This window comes from Pantoea coffeiphila (assembly GCF_016909495.1).
GTDB classification, from domain to species: Bacteria; Pseudomonadota; Gammaproteobacteria; order Enterobacterales; family Enterobacteriaceae; genus Erwinia; species Erwinia coffeiphila.
In genome coordinates this window covers 95,893-119,125 of record NZ_JAFBFW010000003.1, presented here as the reverse complement: position 1 = coordinate 119,125, position 23,233 = coordinate 95,893, and the positions used below count along the sequence as shown (strand labels likewise).

The following is a 23,233-nucleotide window of genomic DNA, read 5'->3' as shown; positions in this document are numbered from 1 at the left end:
CCGCGTTAAAAATTATAATCCAGCATCAGCTTATACTCGGTGGTAATCGCATCGCCGTTGGTTACCCAGTTTCCGCTTTGCGCAATATCCGATCCGGTCACTTCCCCCGACACGGTAAAGCGTGAAGTGATCGGATAGTTGGCCGTCAGTTTGATGAAGTGATAGCGCCTGTCCTGGAAGACCTCGCTGTTGTCCTGCAGGGCGTTGTCCTTCTTAAAGTGGCCGTAGCCGCCGCTGAAGGTGGTGGAGAGCCTGCCCCAGTTGTGCCAGACGCCTGCCGAGGTGGTCCAGTCCTTGCTGTCGATATTGCCCCACTGCGCCCGCTCAAGAATGCCGGAGGAGAACGCCTGGCGGAACCAGACGCCGGTGGTGTTGTTGATAATATACTGCACGCCCGGCTCAATCTGGAACGAACGTACATCGCGGTCGTTTTGCGAGGCACCGCTGCGGCGATGGTCGATCTGCTGATACAGGTAGCCAAAGAACGACAGGCGATCGGTAGCACGCAGATCGGCAAAGAACTTGGCGCGCGCCTGCCAGCGATCGTCCTGCGAGGCGCTGCCGCCCATTACATCCCAGCCGAAGCGCAGCCGCTGGTAGAAATACTCATGGCCAACGATCACCTGCGTCCACTGATCCTGGCTAAGGTAGGTTTGGTTATCCCATGCGCCGTTATAGTTGGTGGTGCGGCCGTCGGAAAAGGCCAGATACCAGCCCGGCAGCGCATCGTGGCGCATCACGCCCTGCACAAAGGTGGCGGATTCGCTGCCGTTATGGAAGCTGCTGTGCCGCCAGTTGTTATCCTCAATGGCATACTTTACTTTCAGCTGGCCGTGAATTTTACCCCCGGCAGGATTGGAAGAGCGTGCCGAAGTCCACATCACTTCCTCATCCAGGTAGGACCAGGGATCGACCGCAATGACGTTTCCCGCCCGGTCTTTTGCCATGCTCATACTGGCATGGGTGACGCCGGGTAATATCAGTGCAATGAAAACCGCCAGGGCATGATAATTTTTCATAATTAGGTCCCGTTAAATCATTTCTTTAAATTTTAATTCGGCGTGAATGCCATCTTTTTGCGGCAGGCTGATGCTCCAGGGTTTATCTTCCATGGCATACATTCGCGCACTGAATGCGGCTTTATTATTGATATAGAACACCGCCATCGAATTCTGGATCAGCACCTTCAGCTCGACTTTCTCGCCCAGTGGAATATCGACCCAGGATTCGGCATTGGCCTGATTAATTGAGGCGAGCGGGGAATTAAAGAAATAGACCTTGCCTTTGCTTTTATTAAACACCACGTTGAGCCGTGCTTCGCCGACGTTGTTATTATTCACGCCAAAGCTCATTGCCATTCCGGCGGTTGGTATCTCCACGCTGGCGGTCAGCACACCGCGTTTCGGTAAGGCCGGATAGATAGCCGAGCGCAGCGGGCCGAACTGCGTAGCGGTCGCCACCTGCGCGGTGCTTTCCAGCGCCCGGGTTTTGCCGCCGTTAGCGTCGATTGCCGCCTGTAGCTCCTGCGGAATAACGCTGTTCAGCTGGCCGCTGGCTCCGGCGGTCAGCTCGTGCCCGACCAGATTCCCCGCCCAGTCAATGTTACCGCCGTCGCTGTTTCCGCCTTTGGTCGGTATCCAACCGAAGACAAACAGCCGGTCGTTTTTCATCACCAGCTTCCCGGCGTACAGCCCGGCACCATCAAATACGTAATTATCCGGCTTATGCCACGGCCCTTCGGGTTTATCCGCCACGCGGTACTGCGTCAGGCGCAGCGGCCACTGATCGCTAAAGCTCAGATACCAGCGTCCGTTGAAATACACCAGCGTCGGGCACTCCAGATTGGAATCCGGGGCAATCGTATCGTTGTCGAAGAAGACCCCGCGATCCTGCCAGGTTTTTAAATCCTTTGAACTGTAGCGAGCAATAATCCCCCGCCCGTTGCTGCGGGTGGTGATCAGCATCCAGTATTCTTGTTTTTCCTCCACCCACACCACGTGCGGATCGCGGAAGTCGTTACCGCGATAGTTCGCACCCGGTAGAATCGTATCCTGCGGATGCTTAACCCAGTGAATGCGATCCTGGCTGGTGGCGTGCATGATCGACTCCACCGGGAAAACATTGGCGTTGTGCGCCGTATACCAGGCGTGCCAGGTGTCACCGACCTTAATCATTGAGCCGGTGCCTAATAACAATTCCGGGCTGTCGACGTCATTCACATACGGAATGACTTCTGAGTGATTCTGATAGTGATATAAATCCGCACTGGAAAGTAAATGAATCGCATGAACGCCTAAATCGCCGCCGCCACGAATATCATTCAAATAAAAAATATTAAATTCACCGTTATCGTAAGCCGGCATCGGATCGCCAACGAACGATCCTTTAATTTTCGGAAAGAAGTCTTCAACGTGGGTGATTTTTTTATTTTCCAGCGTTTCTTTACCCATTTGTGAATAAGCAGGGATAGTACCGCCTGCCAACAGCAGCAGTGCGACCAGCGCCGCAGAGGTTAATTTTTTCATGATTACGTTGCCCGTCAGAAATTATAAACCGCGCCCACAACGGTGAACGGCGTCCAGGAGTAGCCTGCCGTGGTCCAGGCACCGGCCTCTTTGGTGAATTTCGCTTTAAATTCGCCGTACAGGCGCAGCTCATCCACAATCGGGTAGCTGAGAGTTCCGCCAACGTACTGATAGCGGCCATCGTAGAACAGCTCGTAGCTGTCGCTGGCGTTGGTGGTTTTCTTCTGGCCGACGCCGACGTACAGCGAAGTTAGCAGCGGATACCAGTTTTTCCACAACCCGGCGGACACCTTCCATTCACGTTCGATGATATCGCCCCACTGCTCGCGCTCCTGGCGGTTGTAGGAGTAGAACGGGCGCAGATACAGGCCGAGATCCGGGTTTACGCGGTACTGAAGCGCCGGTTCGGTTTCGAAAATCAGTTTCTCCAGATCGCCGTTGCCCGGCTCGGTGCCCTGCGGCTGGAACTCGCCGAAGGCGTAGCCCGCAATGCTCCAGCGGTCGGAGAGGCGCAGGTCCTGCCACAGCTTGAAGCGGCTTTTCCAGCGCTTGCCTGCCGATTCCGATCCGCCCATCACTTCCGCACCGATATTGCCGCGCCAGGTTTCAAAAATATGCCCGACAAACACTTCATTTATCGTATTGGTGCCGCTGTAGTGCTGATTGCTGAACTGGCCTTTATAGCTGTCTTCGCGGGCGTTGTAGAAACCGAAATACCAGTTCGGCATTTCGTCATGCCATAAAAAGGCCTGTAGCGTGGCGTATTTAAATTTCCCGCCGTTGTGTTCATTGTTGCTGCGGCGCGCATCATCAATTTCAATCTGCGTGCCGATATTGCCGTGCAGGCCTCCGGCTTCCATATTGCGGCCAACGCTGTTCCAGTGTACCGGCGGTTCGTCCTGGCGCAGGCGCAGTACGCTGACCTCGTTGGCCTGGCTGAGTAAGACGCCGCCTTTATCGGGAACGGAGCCTGGCGCTGCGGCAGGTGTTGTTGGGGCTTCTGCTGATGCCGTGGCCCCGTCAGAAGTGGCTGTGGCTGACGCTGCTGCCGCCGTTGCACCGCCAGATGCGGATGCGACAGAGGTTGCTGATGGCGTGTTGCCTGGTGTCGCCGCTTTACCTTCGGCTACAACAGCAGATTTAACCGCCGGTTTTGGCGTCTCTAAATCTTCATGGAAATAGCTTTGGTAGCCGCCAATATAATTATCGCTATTATCTTTTATTTCATCAGCCATAGCCGGAAGGCTTAACAGCGTCGCCATAATTAGCATGCCATTCCGGCCGTTAACCATTCCGCGTGGACTTATTACCCTATAACGGTGGAGAGAAGAGGTTATTGCTTTCATTTTATTATCCTCGTCATTCAGAGCACAACGATGCCTACCTGAGAAAGGCATTAATTCAGTAAAGGGTGGCCGCAATACGGAATGTACTGCGGCTAAGGTAAGATTATTTATCCAGCGACCAGTATCCCCCCTCTTTTAATACCGCGCTGCCGTTATTAGCGAACAGCAGCAGATCGCGCTGGTCAGCACGCGGATAGATGCGGCTGCTCAGGCAGGCTTCGCCGTCGTTGACGAATACTTCTACGGAGGAGCTATCGATAAACAGGCGCAGGGAGAGAATGCCGCCGGTCGGCAGCGCGATACTGCGGCTGCCCTCAACGCCGAATTCCGGGTAGCGGCGATCCAGCACCAGCCGCTGTGCCTGGTTATCCACGTAAATGCGCAGCCCGTCACCCAGCGCAATACCGTATTCTTCCGCCGCTGCCGGATGCTGTTCCCATTTGAGTTCAACTTCCACCGCCTCAGCATTCGCCAGTACCGGCACTTTCTGGTTTTTCAGGTGCTGCACCGGAATCGGATAGTGGCTGCCGCGCAGGGCGGTCACTTCCGCCGCAGGCTTCATCAGCAGGCGATTATCGTCGCTGAGGCTGACCTCACGCGGCAGGGAGAGCATCCCGGACCAGCCGTCCTGCTGCTCCGGCATCGGTGACTCCCACATCGCCAGCCAGGCGATCACAATACGGCGGCCGTCCGGGGTCAGGAAGCTCTGCGGGGCATAAAAATCGTGGCCGTGATCCATTTCCACAAAGCCCCCGTCGCGCACAAACGGCTGCCCCGGCTGCCAGTCGCCCAGCAGGTAGCCGCTCTGGAACAGGTTACGGTTGTGATAGCCGTCGGCGGCGATGCCCTGCGGTGAAAACATCAGCACGCGCTTGCCGTTAAGGGTGAAGACGTCCGGGCACTCCCACATATAGCCCATGCCCGCTTCCGCTTCATCGAAGATGCCTTCATCGTGCCACTGGTGCAGATCGGCGGAGCGATATAGCCGCACCTGGCCGATGTCGCCCACCCGAGCGCCGACGATCATGAACCAGTCATCCCCCTCGCGCCACACCTTCGGATCGCGGAAATGATGCAGCCCCGGCGGGGTGTCGATCACCATGCCGTGGCGTTCAAAGTGAATGCCGTCTCGGCTGGTGGCCAGGCACTGCACCTGGTAAAGGTTGTCGTCGCTGCCCGCATCACCGATAAAACGGTGCCCGGTGTAAATCAGCGCCAGCGTATCGCCGTTGACCACCGCAGAGCCGGAGAAGCAGCCGTCTTTATCGTCCGGCCCTTCGGGAGCCAGCGCCACCGGCAGGTGTTCCCAGTGAACCAGGTCTTTACTGCGCGCATGCCCCCAGTGCATCGGCCCCCACTGCGTGGAGTACGGATGGTGCTGATAAAACGCGTGATACCAACCGTCAAACCACACCAGACCATTTGGATCGTTGATCCACCCGGCGCGCGGAGCCAGGTGATAGCGCGGATACCAGCGCGTATTCACCTCAGCCTGTGCTGTTTCGAGTGTCTGTTCCGCTTGTTCTAACATTGACGTCATAATGTTTACTCTTGCTGAATTAAACCGCATTGGGCTGCGGAAAAGAGTGCTCTGTCGGCGTGCCGTTGGAGCGTAAAAGGAAGATGGAGATAAAGGTGGTGCAGAACACCATGATGCCCATGATCAGATACGACTGCGCGAAGCCGAACTTCTCGTAGCTGAATCCGGCCAGCGGCGACAGCACGGTGCCGATCACCGAACTGGTGCAGGCAAAGCCCACCAGGTAGAGGGTGGAAGACAAACGCTTATCAAAATTCAGGCTGTTGTATTTGAAGATGGCCACCAGCAGGATCGGCAGTTCCACCGCGTGCAGCAGCTTGGTAATGGAGATCAGCAGCGGCCCTTCCACCAGCCCGGAAGCGACCATGCGCAGCGCCATCACCATCCCGGCGAAGATCAGGCCGTTCTTGGCACCGATACGGTTAACCAGCCACGGGGCGCAGAACATGCCCGCCGCTTCAAGAAACACCTGGAACGAGTTCAGATAGCCAAACATGGCGTTACCTTCCCGCAGCGTCGGGAACTGCGAGGCGAAGTAGACCGGGAACTGCTGGTCGTAAACGCCGTAAATACAGGTGCCGATCACAAAGAACACCAGCGCCCAGAAGCGCGGTAGCGTCAGCAGGCGCAGCGCATCGTCGAGGGAGATCCTGCTGGCCGGTACGCCCTGTTCTGACGTCCCCGCCGGGAGGGAAACTTTCAGCCGGGTCAGCAGCCAGAAGAACACCAGCCCGGAAACGGAAGCGGCCATAAAGTTCAGATGCGGATTGAGGTTAAACAGCAGACCGGCGAAGAAGGTCGCCACCGCCCAGCCCAGCGAGCCCCACATTCTGGCGCGGCCAAACTCGAAGCCGTCACGCCGCGCGGCGCGTTCGGTGTAGCTTTCCAGCACGCCGATCCCGCCGTTGAAGGTCAGGCCGATAAAGAAGCCGCCGAAAATACTGCCGAGCAGAATGTTAATTTTCAGCAGGTAGCCAAACAGCATATAGGCCGGGCCGGAGAGGATCAGCATCAGAGTGATCACCCACAGCAGGTTCTTTCTCAGCCCCAGTTTGTCCTGAATAAAGCCATAACAGACCTGGGCAAACAGCGCAGAAACCGACAGCACCGAAAAGATAATCCCGGTATCCGCTGCCTTCAGGCCGACTTCCTGATGCAGCCAGATCGACAGCAGCGAGCTGGATGAAGACCAGGTCACAAAGAAAAAAAACAAAAGTGCGCTAAGAATCAAATAATTATGAGAGTGTTGTTGTTTCATAACGGCAAACTCCAGGGAAGGTATGCCGCAAATGGTAACGTTAACCAAATGAACTATTCATGCGGATTGCTTTCACTATATGATGTTAATCACACGAGTTAACGTTAACATTGCAGTTATGAGAGCTGGATCAAATTTATGTGCCGATCCGCCTGAAGCCGGTACGCATGCGCCTGGAATAGCGTAGTATTTTATACATCAACGAGTTAATTCGATTATCGCAGGGATAAAACAATGTCTTCACTAAAGGACGTGGCAAAACTGGCAAACGTCTCCCTGATGACCGTGTCGCGCGCCATCAACACGCCCGAGCGGCTTCGGCCGGAAACGCTGGAACACGTTCAGGCGGCCATTAAGCAGCTGAACTACGTGCCCGATCTGTCGGCGAAAAAAGTCCGCGGCGCGCGCGCCACGCCCAATGCGATCGGCGTGCTGGCGCTGGATACGGTGACCACGCCCTTCTCCGTTGATATCGCGCTGGCGATTGAAGAAACGGCCCGCGCCCACGGCTGGCACAGCTTCGTGATCAATATGTTCGAGCACGACAACGTCGATGACATTATGAATCTGCTGCTGTCGCACCGTCCTGCGGGGGTGATCTATACCACCATGGGTCTGCGCCACGTACAGGTGCCGAAAAAACTGCTTACCCTGCCCTGCGTGCTGGCCAACTGCGAAAGCAGCAATGCCCCGCTGGCCAGCTTTATTCCTGACGATGAAGAGGGCCAGTACGCGGGCACGCGGGCGCTGCTGGAGGCCGGTTATCGCCAGCCGCTGTGCCTGCATCTGCCCGAGCAGCGCGTGGCCAGCCACCGCCGCCGCAGCGGCCTGGAACGCGCCTGCCGCGAGCAGAACATCAACCCGGACGCCTTTACCCATCTGTATATGACCAGCGGCGACGAGCACTACCGCGACATTCCCGGCATGGTACTGGCGAATATTCAGCAGGGAAAACCGCAGTTTGATTCCGTTATCTGCGGCAACGATCGTATCGCTTTTATGGTGTATCAAACCCTGCTGGGCCAGGGCATCCGCATCCCGCAGGATGTGGCGGTGCTGGGCTACGACAATATGGTGGGCATCGGCGATCTGTTTCTTCCGCCTCTTTCCACCGTGCAGCTGCCGCACTACGATATTGGCCGCCTCAGCGCACTGCACATCATCAACGGCAACAGCCACTGCGACACGATTAAGGTCAACAGTCCGCTGCTGCTGCGCGACTCGCTGTAATCCTTCTCAAAGGGCGATGAAGCACCGTGCCGTGGCCACATTTGATGCCCCACGGCACGATGGCCTACTTCACACGTTCCCAGGGTACCAGCCTTTCCAGAACCAGCACCATGATGATGCCCATCAGCAAACCATTTCCCAGCAGCGGGCGAATCAGCACCGGCACATTCTGCAGATAAGCCGGCGGCAGCGCGAGGAGGAACAGCCCGGAGAAAATCGGCAAGGCAATCCGGTAGATATTCCGCGGATTCAGCGAGGTCTGAGAAAGGAAATAGAATGATGACCACAGCAAAGGCAGATAGGAGACCATCATGGCTGCGCTGCTGACCGGCAGAGGAATGGCGTTAAAAAAGCGGATGAGATCGGGCGTCAGCGCCACGATTAAAAACAGTATGCTGCCAATCAGGAAAGACCGTCGGCTTGAATCTCCGGTTTGGGTCAGTAAGCCAATCGAGGAAACAAACGGGCTAAAAGGCACGGTGCCGAGCGGAGCAAACAGCAGGGTAAAGAAACCCGTAGTGATAAAACTTCGGCGATAGATATCCCCCCGCTCCGGCCGGTCGGTATACAGATTATCCGTACCGCGCAGCGCCCCAAAGGTATTGGATGCATTCACAATCCCCAGCAGCACGCAGATAAAAATAATCCCGGAACGAAGATGAAAATCGCCGTGCGGAATAAACAGCCGCCAGCTTACGTCAGTGGGTAATGCCTCCTCGGCACCGTAGAGCAGAGAAAAGATCAACCAGCCAGCAACGACCCCAACCAGCACGGCATAACGCGCGAAACGCTGGGGTAAAAAAACGATACCTGACACGATCAGCATCACCGTCAGGAAGGCCACCGGCACCGTATGCCAGTGAATGGTTGCGACTTCGTTAGCCAGCCCAAACGGGATGCCGAGCATGCCCTTGAAAAAGATGCTGACCAGCTGTGCACCCAGTAAAAACATAAACACCACCATCACCGGCGGCGTAAAAAAGCCGGACAGCACGCGGCCAAATCCGGTCAGACCAATCAGTATGGTCATTGCTCCGGCAATGGCGATCCCGATGCAAAAGCTCATTGCAATATCGCCCAGCGGCGTTCCCTGAGACGATTCGGCATAGGTTACGCTCAGAATGGTTGCCCACCACAGCCCTCCCGGCCCTTCCATAATCGCCCGCCGATGGCCAAAGCAGACCTGAGCAATACAGGCCGCCGCCGCCCCGAGGAATGAGTATTGCGCGATGAGGTAGGTCTCTTCAGGGGAGAGATGAAAAACGGATTTGAGCGTGGGCGGTATCACCACCGTATTACAGAAAATAAAAAAGAACCACTGCAGGCCGGATAACCCGTCATTTCGGGAAAAACGTATATTAATCATTGTATTCAACCTGATAGATAAAAAACGACGTCGCTACCTGTTCACTATTAGCCACTATTGTTTATGAAAAGGGTCAGTGACTTTAACCAATAAAAGCAGTGCCCGTCTCTGTTGTACGGGCGGATGCATCCGACATACCACACCACAAAGTTACATTATGTTGACTTGAAAGTTGAGTGGGATAGCCAGAATCCACCCGACAATAGTTAATAATTGTGATCCACAGCTTGAATACGAAAATCAATATTATTAACTAACACTATGTTATAACTGATTTTAATGAGAATTTAACGCATATCTACCCAACAACCATCAGTTAATTTTAGTTGATTTTGTAGGGGCTTCGTTGTCAAATCATTCCCATATCGATTACAAAAGTGAACTGACTATGAATGTTGATGAAAACCTGCAGTCCCTTTCAGATTTCAAGGTGAACCTAACGGTGAAAGATCGCGAATTCATGCGCTCCTACTACCGCCTGGCCGACATGGTGGCCGATCTGATTGGGCCACACTGCGAAGTCGTTCTGCACTCTTTTGAAGATCTGGATACGTCCGTGGTGAAGATCGTCAACGGGCACCACACCGGACGCGGCGTCGGCTCCCCCATTACCGACATGGGGCTGAAAATGCTTCGGCAATTTTTGCAGACCGGCGAAGTTAACTCGAAAAGCTATTTTACCCGCAATAAAAATGGCGAGATTCTTAAATCCACCACCTCCGTAGTAGCCGGTGATGGGGAAAAACCCATCGGGCTGTTCTGCGTGAATATTAATTTATCGGTGCCCTTCCCCGAACTGATTAAAACGCTGATGCCTGACAGTTCGCCATTATCCGTGGTGATGGAAAACTTCAGCACCAATTCTCAGGATGTGATTTTCCAGTCCACGCAAAAAGCGATAAATGACGTGGATAGCGATGCGTCGATTAATAAAAAATTAAGAAATAAGTCGATTGTCTTCCAGCTTTTTGAAAACGGCATTTTTGAATTAAAAGAATCCGCCGGCATTGTTGCAGAGCAGCTCGGTATTTCCCGCCATGCGGTTTACAAATACCTGAGAGAATTTAAATCCACGCATATCGAAAAGGAGTAATCGAATGAAACAGTCCATTTTCACCAATAAGGCCCCCGCAGCGATTGGCCCCTATTCCCAGGGTGTTTCCTATGGCGATCTGGTGTTTACCTCCGGCCAGCTGCCGATCGATCCGGCCACCGCCACATTTCCGCCAGGGGGAATCAAAGAGCAAACGCGCCAGTCGCTGTTGAATGTCCAGGCGGTGCTGGAACAAAGCGGCGCATCGTTAAATTCGGTGATTAAAACCACCTGCTTCCTGGCAAACATGGATGATTTCGCGGAATTTAACGCCATTTACACCGACTTTTTCGGTACGGAGAATGCGCCAGCCCGCTCGTGCATTCAGGCCGCAAAATTACCGAAAGATGCCCTGGTCGAAGTCGAAGCGATTGCCCATAAGATCTGAGTTCAGGCTACGTTCCTGAGAGGAATCCGCATGTTGCGCATTACAGAAAACCCGTTCTATAACGGTGAAGCCGATCCGCTTTTTACCGTGGCGATTGCTGAAGAAGCGCATCGCTTCCACGCGAAGATCCCCGGATACGCGGAAACGCCGCTTGTTTCTCTGGATAAGCTGGCTGCAAAGCTGGGGGTGAAGGCGATTTATGTCAAGGACGAGTCCAAACGCTTCGGCCTCAACGCCTTTAAAGTGCTCGGCGGCTCCTATGCACTGGGCAAACTGCTTGCAGAGAAGCTGGATCTCAGCATCGCCGACATTGATTTCAGTAAAGTGTCTCAGCAGCTCCCGCAGCCCTTAACCTTTACGACAGCCACCGCCGGAAACCATGGGACAGGCGTGGCGTGGGCGGCCAGAGAGATGGGCCAGAAGGCCGTGGTATTTATGCCCAAAGGTGCCGCTGCTGCCAGCGTAAATCGCATTAAAGGGCTGGGCGCGGAGTGTATTGTCACCGACTGCAACTACGATGATACCGTCCGCCTGGCGTCGAAAACCGCTGAAGAGCAGGGCTGGACGCTGGTGCAGGACACGGCCTGGGAAGGCTATGAGCAGATCCCCACCTGGATCTCGCAGGGCTACACCACAATGGCTGCCGAAGCCGCCGCGCAGCTTCACGCTCTCGGCGTCGAAGCGCCAACGCATATCATGCTACAGGCCGGGGTCGGAGCCATGGCCGGCGGCGTGCTGGGCTTTTTCGCCAGTCTGTATGGTGCGGATCGATTCTGTTCAATGATTTCCGAACCTGATACCGCGGATTGCCTGTATCAATCCATTTCCTCGGCGAGCGGCGAACGGGTCGCGGTTGGGGGATCGCTGAACTCCATCATGGCCGGTCTGGCCTGCGGTGAAGTCAACCCGGTGACCTGGGGAGTGCTGCGCAACTGCGGTAACGCCTTTGTCAGGGTGAAAGATTCCGTCTCGGCTACCGGTATGCGCCTGCTGGGCAATCCGCTGAAGGGTGACCCGCAGATTATCAGCGGTGAATCCGGGGCGATTAATGCCGGTTTGCTATACGCACTGGCCACGTCATCGGATCAAGACGTTCGGGATGCAAAAGAGCGCCTTGGAATTAATGAAGAGGCGACAATTCTTATTTTCAGTACCGAGGGTGATACTAACGAAGATCGCTACCGGGATATTGTCTGGAACGGTGCCTGGCCGCTTTAATTATTACCGATATATATCAAGATAACTATTTATTATCTCATTCAGGCGAGATATCCCTGAGCATGTCTTTATTTTAATGACCGATATAAGAGGAAGATTATTATGCAACAGCAACATAATCACTCGCTCATTCTTGACGGGAAACGGCTTATTTCCCAAATTAACGAACTGGGTGAAACAGGGGCGGATACGATTAACGGCGGCCGTACCCGGGCAGCCTTAACCGATGATGAAAAGCGTGGCAGAGATCTGCTGGTCAAGTGGATGAAAGAACTCGACCTTGATATTCAAGTGGACAAGATTGGGAATATCTTCGGCACGCTGCCTGCCATCTCATCCGCCCCGGGCGATGCCAGCCGCCCGCTGATGATCGGCTCGCATATCGATACCGTCGTGAATGCCGGCGCGTTCGATGGCTGCTATGGCGTTCTGGCTGGCCTGGCGGTGGTCAGGGCGTTTCGACAGGCGGGCATCCAGCCTACCCGCCCGATTACCGTGGCCGCATTTACCAATGAAGAAGGCATCCGCTATCAGCCCGATATGATGGGATCGCTGGTCTATGCCGGTGGCGCACCGCTGGCGGCGATTCTGGACACCATCGGCACGGACGGCACGCGCCTGGGTGATGAGCTGGAACGCATTGGCTATGCCGGTGAGATGGAGCCAGGGGCGATTATCCCCCACGAGTATATTGAGCTGCATATTGAGCAGGGGCCGATTCTGGAAGCGGAAGGCATTCAGATTGGTGCCGTCGAGAATTTGCAGGGCATCTCCTGGCAGGAGATTACCATTACCGGCACCGCCAACCATGCGGGCACCACGCCGACGCGCCTGCGACATGATGCCGGGTATGCGGCGGCAAGCGTCATCACTTTCCTGCGGGACATTGCAGCAAACGGCACCACGCTGGCGACGATTGGCAGCATGCGTTTTGAGCCGAACGTCATCAATGTTATCCCGCGCCTGGCCCGGTTCACCGTCGACCTGCGCGACCCGGATGAAGCGCGCTTACAAGCCGCTGAACAGAAGCTGAAAGATTTCCTTGCTGCACTGGCCGAAAAAGAAGGCGTTCAAATTTCTTCCGAGCAGCTCGTTCGCTTCCAGCCGGTCATGTTCGACCAGGGTATCGTTGCGCAGATTATTCAATCCGCTGAAAGCGCTGGCCTGAGCTATCGCCGTATGACCTCCGGTGCCGGGCACGATGCACAGATGATCGCCCGTATCGCCCCTGCGGCGATGATTTTTGTCCCCAGCAAAGACGGCATCAGCCACAACCCGGCGGAATTTACCTCCGAAGAAGAACTGATTCGCGGGGCGAATTTGTTATTAGATGTGGTTAAACACCGGCTGCCTGACCACCAGAACTGATTTATACATTCATCATTTCAGCGCTGACTGGAATGATGAATTTAATAAAATACGGGGATAAATATGAGCGATTTAACCGCATTTCATCAACAGCTGACAGCGTGGCGGCACTATCTTCACACTGTTCCTGAAACAGAATTTGATTTGGTAAAAACGCCTGATTTCGTTGCGGAAAAATTGCAGGCAATGGGCATCACCGTCTATCGCGGCATTGGCAAAACCGGCCTGGTTGGCGTGCTGAAAAAAGGCACCAGCGATCGCAGCATCGGTTTGCGCGCGGATATGGATGCACTGGATATTCTTGAAACCAGCACGCACGACTATGTTTCAAAAACCAAAGGAAAAATGCACGCCTGCGGACACGATGGTCATACCGCGACGCTGCTTGGCGCGGCGCAGCTGCTGCAGGAAAAGTACGATTTTGACGGCACGGTGTATTTCGTTTTCCAGCCCGATGAAGAACACGGTCAGGGTGCGCGAGCGATGATCGCGGATGGGCTGTTCGAGCGATTTCCGATGCAGGAGATCTATGGCGCGCACAATATGCCGGGCATTCCGGTGGGCAAATTTGCCACCTGCGTCGGCGGGATCATGGGCAGTGAAGACAACTTCATCATCCGTATTCGTGGTAAAGGCACCCATGCGGCCAGGCCGCATATGGGTAAAGATCCGATGGTCATCGCGGCGGAGATCATCACCTCTCTGCAAACCATTGTCTCCAGAAATGTCGATCCCTCCCTTTCTGCGGTGATTTCATGCACTGAAATTCATACCGACGGCGTGCGCAACGTGATTCCGGCGAATGTCGAGATCCGAGGCGATACGCGCTCTTACGATCCGGAAGTACAGGCGCTGCTGGAAAAACGCATGCGGATTATCTGTAATTCAATTTGCGCGATGCACGAAGCGGAATGCGAATTTATCTATACCCATGAATATTCCCCGACGGTCAATCATGCCGAGGAAACCGCATACGCCGTTGAAGCCGCGAATCAGGTGTTTGGCAACGAGAATGTGGACCCCAATACCTTACCGATGATGACCTCCGAAGATTTCGGCGCATTTCTTGAAAAAGTACCCGGCGCGTTTGTCTTTATAGGTAATGGGTGTGAGAAAGACGGTAAAGGTTATTTACCTTTGCATAACTCATCCTACGACTTCAATGACGATATTCTTATTACGGGAGCAAAATTCTTTGCAGAGCTGGCAAGCCGTCGCCTGTTGAAAAATAGTCAGTAAATTAAAAAATAATATTAAAGATAAAACAGTTTTATCCGATAACTGAAGAAACACCGAATAATAAAAATCACAGCTATTTCCACACGGCATTTAAATAATACCGTGGGAATAGCTGCATCATCTTACCAATATTCTGTATGGTCAGTCATAAAATATAAGAGGCTCACTATGGAAATCCTACGTTCAATAAACGCCATTTTCTGGGGGTGGCTGGTCGCCGGTTTGCTGCTGGGAACCGGGGTATTTTTTGCCATCAGGCTGTCATTCCCACAGATTAAATATTTCACAAAAATCTTTAACGCCTTAATTAACAGCCGAAAGTCCGGTGACAAAAAAGGCGTTTCCGGGTTTGGTGCCCTGTGCGCGGCACTAAGCAGCCAGGTGGGAACGGGCAGCCTGGTGGGCGTGGCAACGGCGCTGGCCTCCGGCGGGCCTGGCGCGATTTTCTGGATGTGGGTCACCGCGCTGCTGGGAATGGGGATCAGCTTTAGCGAAGCGATACTCGCCATCCTGTTCCGCGAAAGCAACGGTGACGGCACCTATCGCGGCGGACCGGCCTATTACATCTCTAAAGGACTGAATTTTAAACCGCTGGCCGTCGCGTTTTCGATCAGCATGATTATCGGCATGGGCTTCTTCTACGCCATGGTTCAGGGCAATTCCGTTATCCTGGCAACGACAGGTATTTTCCACATTCACCCCGCCATTATTGGCCTGATTCTGGTGGTGTTTGTCTCGATTATTATATTTGGCGGCGTGAAGCGTATTAGTGATTTTGCTTCCGTCTTCGTTCCGTTCCTTGCCGTCAGCTATATTATTCTTTCCCTGTTTATCATTCTTTCCAATGTCGAAAAGCTTCCTGCCGTTATTTCGTTAATCATTACGCAGGCTTTTAATTTCGATTCTGCCGCTGGCGGTGCGGCGGGATACACCATCTATCTCGCCTTCCGATACGGCGTGGCTCGCGGGCTATTTTCAAACGATGCGGGTAACGGCACCACGCCAAGCATGCATGCGACGGCGATTGTCAGCCATCCGGTGACCCAGGGTTTCACCGCTATGTTCGGCACTTTCTTTACCACCATTATCGTCTGTAGCTGTACGGCCTTTACCATTCTGCTGACCGGCGCGCTGGACAGCGGGCAAACGGGTGTCGAACTGACTCAAAGTGCCTTTAGCCTTGGCGTCGGCTCATGGGGGAAAAATATTGTCTTTATCGCCATGCTGATGTTTGGCTTTAAATCGATCATTGCCAATATCTACTACGGGGAAGTGAATCTTCGCTGGCTCACCGGCAATAAAATCCTCCTGCAGGTCTACCGTCTGCTGTGCTGTACTCTGGTCGTGTTCTGCGGAATGATCCCGGTCGCCACAATCTGGGAGCTGGTTGACTTTGCGGCGGCCACGTTAATTATCTTCAATGCGCCTGCCCTGCTCATGCTGTCAAAATATGTCCTGTTTGCCCTGCGGGATTATGTTACGCAGAAGAAAAATGGCGTTGATGAACCCGAATGGGACTACAGCCTTGATGTGAAAGACAGGCTGAATAACATGAAGAAAAGCGCATTAGAACGTGAACAGCAAAGTTAAAGCAAAGCTCAAAATCCATTAACCCAAAAGATAAACCGCCTGTGGGAGGATTCACTCTCTGCCGCCACAGGCTGACCTGAAAATCAGGACCGATAATGTTCGGGCTACCCCAGACAGATTATTGGTCCTGCCCTTCGGCTGAACGCCGTACAACAGTCTACTGCTCCTGGTCGCCATTTAAAGTGACCATCATTAAACCTTCACACCCTGCCGCACAGGGTTATCTTTCGCGCAGTAAAATAGACGTAATAAAAAATATTAATTATTAATTTCAAAAAGATAATAATTATCTCACCGTTTTTTGCACATACGTGCAAAGAATTCGCAGAACTGTAACATTGCGCCGATATATTCCTGTCTGACCTTCACTGCCAGGGATAAATCCGTGTCCTACCCAACTGAAATACGCCACCGTCAGGCCGCGTGGCCCAGGTTCCGCCACCGGCTGTCGATTGTCAGCCATGAACCCGCCAACCTGCTGGCGGCCCTCCTTCTGATGCTGTTTAGCTGGATTATTCTTGCCCCGGTGGTGTCGGTGCTGCTGAATGCGGTGCTGGTTCAGAACGGAGATGAAGGCCGCACCGGAGCGACAGAGGGCACGATGACCGCGTATTACCTGCTGCGCACGCTGACCTCGCGAATGTCCGAGCTGCTGCTGTGGACGCCGATGCTGAATACGCTGGCGGTGGCGCTGAGCACCGTGGTGGGCGCGATGGTGGTGGGCGTTTCGCTGGCGTGGCTGATCAACCGTACCGATATCGCTGGTAGAAAGTGGTTTGCCACCCTGCTGATCGTGCCGTTTATGCTGCCGTCCTGGACCTTCGCGCTGGCGTGGAACACCATTTTCAAAAACCACGCCATCGGCGGGCAGCCGGGCTGGCTGGAGGCGATGGGCATTCAGACGCCGAACTGGATTGCCTACGGCTACTTCCCTATCGTGGTGATTATGGTGCTGCACTATGCGCCGCTGGTGATCCTGATTGTCGGCAACGCTCTGAAGCGCATGGACAGCCAGATGGAAGAGTGCGCCCGGGTGCTGGGTGCCTCACGCAACGTCATCGCCTTTAAAATCATTATTCCGCTGGTGCGCCCGGCGCTGCTTTCCGCCGCGCTGCTGATTTTTGCCGACTGCATCGGCGAATTTGCCCTGCCCTATATTCTCGGCCTGCCGGTGCATTTCGATACGCTCTCCACCGGGTTGTATCGCGCTATCGGCACGCGGCAGTCCGGCGTGGCGGCGGTGATCGCCACGGTGATCATGGTGATGGGTATGCTGACCCTGATGCTGGATATGAAAATGCTGCGCGAAGCCAAACGCTTCGTTACCGTCGGCGGCAAGGGCGTGATGGAGCGCCGCCGTAATCTGGGCCGCTGGCGCATCGCCGCCGGGGCAATGCCGCTGCTGTTCGTGCTGCTCGGCGTGGCGATCCCGCTGCTGACCCTGTTCCTGTCGACCATTATGATCCTGCCGGGGCGCTTTACCACCGACAACTTCACCCTCGCCTACTGGATTGGTCACGATCTGGATACGGTGGCGCTGCGCAGCGGCATTCTGCTGACCCCGGAGTTCTGGCATACGGTGGGCAACACGCTGCTGATCGTCGGCTCGGCTTCCGTCGCCTGCGGCGTGCTGGGACTGCTGGTCGGCTACGCGGTGATGCGATGCCATTTTCGCTGGATGGCCGCCTGCCTGCGCCAGCTCACCTTTCTGCCTTATCTGGTGCCGGGCATCGCCTTTGCCGCCGCGTTCCTGTCGCTGTTTGCGGTAGCCAGAGGCCCGGTTCCGGCGCTGTACGGCACGCCGCTGATTCTGGTGCTGGCGCTGATTGCGGAAAAAATGCCGTACGCCAGCCGCTCCGGCATCGCCGCGATGACCCAGCTGGGTAAAGAAGCCGAAGAAGCGGCGCGCATTGCCGGAGCGGGCTGGTTCGCCCGCATCCGCCGCATTGTGATCCCGATTCAGGCCGCGCCGCTGGCTACCGGCGTGCTGCTGCCGTTTATCTCAGGGATTAAGGGCGTCAGCCTGTTCGTCATCCTCGCCACCCCGGCAACCGACGTACTGACTACCTATTCACTGCGCCTGATTGACTACAACTACCAGCAGGCGGCCAACGCCGTGGTGCTGATGATTGCGCTGATTTCATGGGCTGGCACGGTGTTGATCCAAAGGATCACCGGTACCGGTCTGGCTGACGGACTGGAGAAATAAGATGCCGACGATTCATTTAAACAACCTCACCAAAACCTACCCCGGCAGCGATGCACCGGCGGTGAATAACATCAACCTGACGGTGAAAGACGGCGAGTTTATGTGCCTGCTGGGGCCGTCCGGCTGCGGGAAAACCACCATTCTGCGGATGATCGCCGGGATCGAGCACGCCAGCGGCGGCGAGATCCACATCGGCGATAAGATCGTTGATTCCATCTCGCAGGGCACCTGGGTACCGCCGGAAAAGCGCGGCATCGGCCTGGTGTTTCAGAGCTACGCGCTCTGGCCGCATATGACCGTGGAGCAGAACGTCGATTTCGGCCTGCGCCTGCAAAAAGTGCCAACCCGCGAGCGTATCGCCCGCTGCCAGGACGTGATGGAAAAGCTGCGCATTGCCGATTACGCCAAGCGCTATCCGGCACAGCTTTCCGGCGGCCAGCAGCAGCGCGTCGCCCTGGCCCGCATGCTGGCGGTGAACCCCGGCGTACTGCTGCTGGATGAACCGCTTTCCAACCTCGATGCCACTCTGCGGCTGGAGATGCGCGCCGAGCTGCGTCGCCTGCACGAAACCTTTGGCACGACCATCGTCTTCGTCAGCCACGATCAGTGGGAGGCAATGACCCTCGCCACCACCATTGCGGTGATGAGCGCCGGGCATATGCAGCAGGTCGGCACGCCGGATGAGATCTACGCCACCCCGGCCAACCGCTTTGTCGCCGAGTTTATCGGTACGCCACGGCTGAATATGATCCCACTGGATCAGCCGGTCAGCCCGCTGGCACAGCATCTTCAGCAGCGCTTTGACCTGCTCGATCGCAGCCTGCACTGCGGCATTCGCCCGGAGGAGATTGTGCTCAGCGAAGGGGCTGGCAACAACGGCATTACGATGACCATCGACAACATTATGCCCACCGGCGGTAGCTGGGTGATTGAACTGGTGGCCGGGGAAGATCGCCTGTTCCACTCCACGCAGCTGCGGCCGCGCTGGCAGGCGCGCCAGCAGGTGCACTGCCAGCTCCCGACTCACTCCCTGCACTTCTTTAACAGCAGCGGGCTGCGTCACGACGTTTACGCACGTTAATTCGTTTTTATCACTTTTAAGGGAACCACCATGAAGCGCAATTTGACCGCCGCCGTTGTCGCCAGCGCCCTGCTGGGCAGCACTTTTGCTCAGGCTGAAACGTTCGATCTTCAACAGCTGATCGCCGCCGCAAAGCAGGAACAGCCGATTACCGTGTATGCCTCCACCGGTAAAATCGTCCAGCAGGCGAAAGCCTTCAGCGAGCAGTACGGTTTACAGGCTAACGGCGTTAAAGCCGATGCGCCGCAGATCATTGAAATTATCAGCCGGGAAGCGCAGGCGAAAAACGTGCGGGCCGACGTCGCCATCGTTGAGGATGCTCCGGCGGGGATGACCCAGCTGCTGAATAAAGGCTATGTGCAGAGCTGGGTACCGGACGATCTTAAGAGCAGCATCCCCGCGCGCTATCAGGAACCGCTGACCGTGGTGCTGGCCCCGAACGTTTTTGCCTACAATACCGCTCATCACGCCACCTGCCCGGTGACTAACCTCTGGCAGCTGACCGAACCGGCCTGGCGCGGCCGCGTGGCGATGCAGGACCCGACCAGCAAACCGGCCTATACCGACTGGTTCAGCCAGATGGAAACCCACTACGATAAGCAGGTGCGCGAGGCCTATCAGCAGCAGTTCGGCAAACCGTTGCAAACTGATGAGAAGTCCGCCACCGCCGCCTTTGTGAAGGCGCTGGCGGGCAACGGCGTGCTGCTGACCCACTCCGACAACGATGCCGCCTCCGCCATCGGCGCGCCGGACGGTAAAACCGACTTCGTTGGCCTGGTGTCTACCGCCAAATTTCGCGACAACAAGCAGGGCATGAAGCTGGGCCTGTGCAGCGGCCTGAAGCCGTTTATCGGCTGGAATTACCCGAGCCTCGGCGTGGTGGCCACCGGCAGCAAAAGCCCGAACACCGCTAAACTGTTTATTCACTATCTGCTGACCGCCGAAGGCATCGCCCCGCAGGGTGTGGACGGCAAAATGTCCACTAATCCGGCGGTGAAACTGCCTGCCGATGAGGCCTCCGGCATCGAAAAATATCGCGGCGAACTGATGGAGTACCTGACCGCCACGGCGAAAGAAGACTGGAAAAGCCGCCAGGACTGGCAGGATATCTGGAGCCTGAACTACAAAAAATAACGCCCCGCGCAGCGACGGGGCAGTTCCTCTTTCACTCAGAACAGGCAGCATATTTTGACCACGATCGATATTGCACAGCGCGAAGCGGCGCTCAAACGCATTGTTACCGAAGCCGGGGATACCGCCCTGCGCTTCTTCCACTCCCGTAAAGCGGGGGAATATGAACTCAAGGGCCATCAGGACATTCTGACCGAAGCCGATACCTTCGTTGAGGGGATGATTTTACGGGCGATTGGCGATGCCTTCCCCGACGATCTGATCCTCGGCGAAGAGTCCGCCCGCCAGCCCGCCAGCGCGGAGAGCCTGTGGGTAGTCGATCCAATTGACGGCACCGCCAACTTTGCCCGCGGCATCGCCCATTTCTGCGTCTGCATTGCCTGGGTTCACCGGGGTGTAACCGAGCTGGGCGCGATTTATAACCCCTCAAGCCAGGAGCTGTATCTGGCGCGGCGCGGCCACTATGCGCTGAAAAACGACCGGCCGCTGCGCTGCACGGCGGTTAGCGACACGCAGCGTGCCGCCGTTGAACTGGGCTGGTCTGCCCGCCACGGCCAGCGCCGCTATCTGGAAGTGATGAGTTCGATCCTGAACCTCGGCACCAGCGTGCGGCGCGGCGGTTCCGGCGCGCTGGCGCTGGCGTGGGTGGCGGAAGGCCGCTCCGATGGCTACGTGGAAATTCATATGAACGCCTGGGACTGCCTGGCAGGAATGCTGCTGGTGCGTGAAGCGGGCGGCCGGATTGGCATTGCTCCACAGACGGCAGAAGGGATTTTCAACGGTCTGCCGGTGCTGGCCGTCGCCCCCGGCATCGCCAGCGAGCTGTCTCGTGCGGCGGGAATTCCGCTGGCGGAAGAACCGCAGGGGACGGATTATCACGCCAGCGGATCTGAGGCAGCGCCCGTCGCAGGCACAGCGATGAATGACGGTGAATCGGGCACCGCCCCGAAATCGGCCATCGTACCGGCGACGGATGCCGTTCAACCGGCCGTGCCGCACTATCCCCGCCCGCCGCTCAGCCTGATTGTGGAAGACTTTCCCGGCTGGGGAATGGATATCTATATCGGCGGTTCCGCCGGGGTGAGCGATGCCGCGCTGCTGGCTGAGCACGATATCGGCGTGGTGATTAACTGCGCGGTAAACCTTGATATCGACTGGGTAAACACGCCGGAAGCCAGCGCCGCCGCGCATCTGCTCCCGCACGGTGCCGGGCCGGTGCGCTACTACAAGCTGGGGCTGATCGACGGCGACGGCAACGCGCCGGAGATGCTGCACGCGGGCTATCAGCTGATGCGCTCTGCGCTGCTGCAACAGATCCCGGATAAAGCTTCCTACCGCAATCGCCGACGTGGCAACATCCTGGTCAACTGCCGCGGAGGCCGCAGCCGTTCGGTGTCGTTAGTGGCGCTGTTTATGCACCTGGAGTGCCCGGAGCGCTTCCCGACGCTTGATGCCGCGATTGCGTTAATCCGCGACCGCCGCCAGCTCCACCCGGATGAGTGGTTTGAAGCACCGAAGCCGTCGCTGACCCGGCTGGCGGAGCAGGCCATTGCGCGCGAACGGGCCATCGCCGCAGCGGAACAGCGTAATGAGCGATAGCAGCAAACAGGCCGGATTTGCCAGCGCCACCGAGGTGGCGCGCCTGGCGGGCGTCTCCCGCTCGGCGGTGTCGCGCACCTTTACCCCCGGCAGCAGCGTCTCGGCGGAAACCCGGCGCAAGGTGCTCGCCGCCGCAGAGGCGCTGAACTACCACGTTAATCATCTGGCGCGCGGCTTGTCGAAGGAGGCCAGCCGCCCGGTGTGTATTCTCGGCGGCAATCTGGCCTCGCCGTATCAGTCCAGCCTGCTGGAGCACCTGACCCGCCGCCTGAACCAGGCCGGGCGCGCGGTGATGGTGATCAACACCGACGACGGTGAAGCAAGCGCCAAAGAAGCCCTGCAGCAGACGCTGAACTACCGCTCCACCGCCACCATCGTGCTGTCGGGCAAACCGCCCGGCTCGCTGATTGAGATCTGCCTGCAAAGCGGGCAGCAGGTGATTCTGATTAACCGCATGGGCCAGTATGCCGGCGCGGACAATATTGACATCGATTACAGTTCGACGATGAAAGAGGCTTTTGACCACCTGATTGCCGCCGGATGCCAGCATCTTGCCGTGGTTTCCTCCACCGCACGTTCGCCCAGCATGGTGATCCGTGAAACCGGCTTTATGCAGGCCGCTGCCGACGCGGAGGCCGACGTTTCCCTGATCCGCCCAGGCAGTACCCGCTACCAGACCGGCGTCCTTGCCGCGCGTGAGCTGTTAAGCCAGCCGACACGGCCGGACGGCGTATTCTGCGTCACCGATCTGATCGCCTGCGGCTTTATCGATGCCGCACGCCATGAATTTGGCCTGCGCATCCCCGAAGATCTCTGCGTGATTGGCTTCGATGATATCGAACAGGCCAGCTGGCTGGGCTATCGGCTCACCACCTTCTCACAGCCGCTGGCGGAGATGGCGGAAGCAGCCTGCGAGCTGCTGCTTTCCCCGGACGCAGAACGGCCGGGAAGCCGGGTTTTTGATGCGCGTCTGGTGAAGCGAGGAACGCTGCGCTGAAGCGAAATCCAGCGCGAGTGCGATCGGCATCAGCATGTGAAAAATTCAGCGACTT

General features: G+C 56.3%; 18 protein-coding genes. 12 read left to right on the top strand and 6 right to left on the bottom strand.

Going from position 1 to position 23,233, the window contains the following annotated elements:
* Positions 1-5: 5 nt before the first annotated feature.
* From JOE09_RS10330 to JOE09_RS10310, 5 genes are all read right to left on the bottom strand, one after another.
* Complete coding sequence (locus tag JOE09_RS10330; RefSeq protein WP_205065719.1) at positions 6-1,019, bottom strand: OmpG porin family protein; 1,014 nt, start codon at positions 1,017-1,019, stop codon at positions 6-8.
* 12 nt (positions 1,020-1,031) lie between these two features.
* Positions 1,032-2,525: a glycoside hydrolase family 32 protein gene (locus JOE09_RS10325; protein ID WP_205065718.1), complete on the bottom strand. Its 1,494-nt coding sequence runs from the start codon at positions 2,523-2,525 to the stop codon at positions 1,032-1,034.
* A gap of 14 nt (positions 2,526-2,539) precedes the next feature.
* Positions 2,540-3,796, bottom strand: coding sequence for an OmpG porin family protein (locus JOE09_RS10320; RefSeq protein ID WP_239553034.1), 1,257 nt, complete (start codon positions 3,794-3,796; stop codon positions 2,540-2,542).
* Between the two features lie 178 nt (positions 3,797-3,974).
* Positions 3,975-5,411, bottom strand: a complete 1,437-nt coding sequence (locus JOE09_RS10315) for a glycoside hydrolase family 32 protein (RefSeq protein WP_205065716.1) — start codon at positions 5,409-5,411, stop codon at positions 3,975-3,977.
* A gap of 19 nt (positions 5,412-5,430) precedes the next feature.
* On the bottom strand, positions 5,431-6,669 hold the full coding sequence (locus JOE09_RS10310; RefSeq protein WP_205065715.1) for an MFS transporter: 1,239 nt from the start codon (positions 6,667-6,669) through the stop codon (positions 5,431-5,433).
* Positions 6,670-6,903: 234 nt separating this feature from the next.
* Here JOE09_RS10310 and JOE09_RS10305 point away from each other — a divergent pair, with 234 nt between their 5' ends.
* A complete protein-coding gene (locus JOE09_RS10305; RefSeq protein WP_200543078.1) occupies positions 6,904-7,899 on the top strand; it encodes a LacI family DNA-binding transcriptional regulator in 996 nt (331 codons plus the stop codon).
* A 64-nt stretch (positions 7,900-7,963) separates the two neighbouring features.
* Here the strand turns inward: JOE09_RS10305 and JOE09_RS10300 are convergent, their stop codons facing one another.
* Positions 7,964-9,265 (bottom strand): uracil/xanthine transporter, encoded by a 1,302-nt coding sequence (locus JOE09_RS10300; RefSeq protein WP_205065714.1) that lies wholly within the window; start codon positions 9,263-9,265, stop codon positions 7,964-7,966.
* Positions 9,266-9,707: 442 nt separating this feature from the next.
* On the opposite strand from JOE09_RS10300, the gene JOE09_RS10295 reads away from it, so the two are divergent.
* From JOE09_RS10295 to JOE09_RS10245, 11 genes are all read left to right on the top strand, one after another.
* On the top strand, positions 9,708-10,358 hold the full coding sequence (locus tag JOE09_RS10295; RefSeq protein WP_338049328.1) for a helix-turn-helix transcriptional regulator: 651 nt from the start codon (positions 9,708-9,710) through the stop codon (positions 10,356-10,358).
* Positions 10,359-10,362: 4 nt separating this feature from the next.
* Positions 10,363-10,746 carry a RidA family protein gene (locus tag JOE09_RS10290; protein WP_205065712.1) on the top strand — a complete coding sequence of 128 codons (384 nt, stop codon included), beginning with the start codon at positions 10,363-10,365 and terminating at the stop codon, positions 10,744-10,746.
* Between the two features lie 30 nt (positions 10,747-10,776).
* On the top strand, positions 10,777-11,964 hold the full coding sequence (dpaL, locus tag JOE09_RS10285; protein ID WP_205065711.1) for a diaminopropionate ammonia-lyase: 1,188 nt from the start codon (positions 10,777-10,779) through the stop codon (positions 11,962-11,964).
* A gap of 102 nt (positions 11,965-12,066) precedes the next feature.
* Positions 12,067-13,332 carry a Zn-dependent hydrolase gene (locus tag JOE09_RS10280; protein ID WP_205065710.1) on the top strand — a complete coding sequence of 422 codons (1,266 nt, stop codon included), beginning with the start codon at positions 12,067-12,069 and terminating at the stop codon, positions 13,330-13,332.
* A 63-nt stretch (positions 13,333-13,395) separates the two neighbouring features.
* A complete protein-coding gene (locus JOE09_RS10275) occupies positions 13,396-14,571 on the top strand; it encodes a M20 aminoacylase family protein (RefSeq protein WP_205065709.1) in 1,176 nt (391 codons plus the stop codon).
* Between the two features lie 168 nt (positions 14,572-14,739).
* On the top strand, positions 14,740-16,161 hold the full coding sequence (locus JOE09_RS10270) for an alanine/glycine:cation symporter family protein (protein ID WP_205065708.1): 1,422 nt from the start codon (positions 14,740-14,742) through the stop codon (positions 16,159-16,161).
* A gap of 385 nt (positions 16,162-16,546) precedes the next feature.
* Positions 16,547-18,370 carry an ABC transporter permease subunit gene (locus tag JOE09_RS10265; protein ID WP_205065707.1) on the top strand — a complete coding sequence of 608 codons (1,824 nt, stop codon included), beginning with the start codon at positions 16,547-16,549 and terminating at the stop codon, positions 18,368-18,370.
* 1 nt (position 18,371) lies between these two features.
* A complete protein-coding gene (locus JOE09_RS10260; RefSeq protein WP_205065706.1) occupies positions 18,372-19,451 on the top strand; it encodes an ABC transporter ATP-binding protein in 1,080 nt (359 codons plus the stop codon).
* Between the two features lie 30 nt (positions 19,452-19,481).
* Entirely contained in the window at positions 19,482-20,585 is a 1,104-nt protein-coding gene (locus tag JOE09_RS10255; RefSeq protein WP_205065705.1) for an ABC transporter substrate-binding protein, read from the top strand.
* A gap of 54 nt (positions 20,586-20,639) precedes the next feature.
* Positions 20,640-22,181 carry an inositol monophosphatase family protein gene (locus JOE09_RS10250; protein ID WP_205065704.1) on the top strand — a complete coding sequence of 514 codons (1,542 nt, stop codon included), beginning with the start codon at positions 20,640-20,642 and terminating at the stop codon, positions 22,179-22,181.
* Positions 22,171-23,178 (top strand): LacI family DNA-binding transcriptional regulator, encoded by a 1,008-nt coding sequence (locus tag JOE09_RS10245; protein ID WP_205065703.1) that lies wholly within the window; start codon positions 22,171-22,173, stop codon positions 23,176-23,178. The genes JOE09_RS10250 and JOE09_RS10245 overlap by 11 nt, the downstream gene beginning before the upstream one ends.
* Positions 23,179-23,233 lie beyond the last annotated feature (55 nt).